This is a genomic window from Pedobacter sp. (assembly GCF_035317785.1).
Lineage (GTDB): Bacteria > Bacteroidota > Bacteroidia > Sphingobacteriales > Sphingobacteriaceae > Pedobacter.
In genome coordinates, this window is the sequence record NZ_DATHGC010000208.1 from 1 (window position 1) to 2,503 (window position 2,503).

Annotated in this window: 3 protein-coding genes; all 3 read right to left on the minus strand. The window is 43.4% G+C overall.

The features are described from left to right. Window positions 1-491: hypothetical protein (locus VK541_RS12455; protein WP_324370529.1), on the minus strand; the 491-nt coding region annotated here is incomplete at its 3' end. Window positions 492-514: 23 nt separating this feature from the next. Then, entirely contained in the window at window positions 515-1,879 is a 1,365-nt protein-coding gene (locus VK541_RS12460; RefSeq protein WP_324370531.1) for a hypothetical protein, read from the minus strand. 89 nt (window positions 1,880-1,968) lie between these two features. Next, on the minus strand, window positions 1,969-2,503 hold a 535-nt coding region (locus tag VK541_RS12465), incomplete at its 5' end, for a hypothetical protein (protein ID WP_324370534.1).

Below are 2,503 nucleotides of genomic sequence, written 5' to 3' on the forward strand. Positions count from 1 at the left end.
CCTTTGGGTGCCGGGCTGCGCACTTCAATACTACTCACACCCTCAGGCAATGAAAGAGTGCCCGGAACACGAAGTCTGTTCCAGTTGTTTCCCCCAAGGTCGTTGCCAGGTGGTAATATCAATGTAAGGCGGTTCAGTGAACTGATGATTTCAATAGTAGTTCCCGGCTCTCCGCTGATCAACACATCAAAAACGTAACTACCTGCTTTAGGGGCTGTAACGGTCCAACGGAAAGACTGATCTAGCGAGTTCCACCCCTGAACCCAAAAGCCGCGTGGATTACTCTCTTTAAGGGAATTCGTATACTCGGCCAGTGGCGCTTTTAGGAAGTTCAGATCACTCGGATTGAGAACAATAGGCTGTTTCTGTTCGACTGAATACTGGGATTTCACAATTTTCTCCTTTTCCTGCCCAACCACCCCTGTTGTTTTAAGAGCAATGGCAGACAAAAGGGTAAATGCAAGCATAAAGCCCCAGCGAACTGGCTTCATCCGATACTTTTTTAATGAATTTTTCATTTCTTTTTCATGATTTTTGACGGTTCAGACTTTAGTCCTACACCATTTACACTTATAACACAATATTTTTGAGTTAACCCATTAATTGAAGAATTGTCCACATAAATCATTCTTGATTTGGGCATATCTGGTCTGGGTGTATCTCCATAAGACATTGATTGGAATAACGGGCGACCATATTCTCCATACGGAGTTTTTGCTACCTGAGCCAGTTCTTTTCCATTGCGCAGAATAATAAAGCTGCGTATGCCACTCTCAAAATCAGCCTCCGCGTCCCATGTTATTTGGGTTCCAACCTCACCCTTATCAGAAAGCAGAACATTGGTGGGTGAAGAAGGAGGGGTATCATCACTAACCTCACCAGTCTTTATATACTCTTCCCAACACCTGGCTACTTTTTGATTTGGTAACCAAACAGCATCTGTGGGATCACCTGTAAATTCTTTAGTAGGAACCGCCTTACCGTCCTTTAATGACCCAAACCATCCCTCATTTATATTTATTGGCTTAAGGGTTTGATTCGTGCTATTTTTATCCGGTAGTCTGAGTGCCATACAGGCATCCAGAAAGGGAATAGCCAAATATCGGGAATCACCACACTCATGACCTGTACGGGGATCTGGAGCAAAGCCAAACGGCGCCCCTTTTGCACGATATTCATGAAACTTGGCTAAAGTGCCATCATAAGCACCTTTTCCTTGTTCTTTGATCCCTGCATTACCCATGATAGGAATCAGGTACACTGCTTTAGAAATTACAGGTTGAGGGAATGCCGGTCTATTAAGAAATGAGGTTGCAGAACCAGATCGTAACCATATAGCGGCAACACGTTCAGGGTGTAAACATGACATGACATCAGACCATATACCTCCTCCTGAATGTCCCCAAAAAACCCATGGTACCTTCGTCATCTCTGGATGATTAGTCTGTTTGGCAAATTTGGCAAGCGTGTTTTGGAATACCTGATCCGATCCATGCCTGGGATCAAACCAAAGCTCTGATCCACCAGGGGTCTTATCTGTTGCATCTGTCGATGCATGATACGATGTTCCGAGTAATGCACAATCCCATTTCTTAGCGAGAGCTTGCCAATGAAGGTCGGTGGCGGCTGATGCCCCCTGCTCAGACGCCAGAATTCCTGCCCCGTGCTGATGGACAATCACACCGCGAATAGTTTTAGCGCCTGCGGGGACCCATAAGGTATAGGTAACCGGAATCTGTAATTCGCCCCATTTACCTGACGGGGAATATTCTACTGTGTAATATTTACCGCGAGTTCCTAAAGAAGGAACTTGTGAATATCCGGAAAAGAAAACAATACTTGCCAAAAGGGAAAAAGATACCAGGTTAAATTTTTTCATGAGTTAGTAATTTAATGATTATATGATTGTCAGAATTAAATGGATTTATAAAAAAACTTTCATATCATTCTTTGGATTGTAATCGTTCCTTATTTTCTTATTTTTGCGGCCACATCTTTCATTACTTGCAAAGCTTTCTCATCAACTGTGCCATCCTGGTATATTCCCATATTTATTGTAACGGCCCCTCCCTGCTGCATGCACTCACTAATATATTTGCTTAATTGTTCGGCGGTAAAACGTGGAGGGGGCATTGCCGCTTTTTCCTGCACCCAATAAGGTTCCATAATAAGCAGCGACTGGTAGCGCAATCCCATTCCGGGGCCTCGTTCAATAGTGCCATTTTTAGGAGGCGCAACCGGGCTTGCAACCTCACCGGCCCAGTATTCCTGCCAGGGAGAAACCGATGGATAAATCCATGAATTTAAACAAATGATCCGATCCTTGTTTCCTGTTTTGCAAGCTTTAAAAAAATCTTGAATAGGAATATCTGGATATCCTTCAAAAATTTGGTACCAGCAATCGAACCAGTATCCGGCTACTTTATCTTTATATCTACCCCCAAATTCTTTAAGTATGTCAGTAAATGTTTTATAGAATTCAGTGTTATCAACCTTGCCGAAG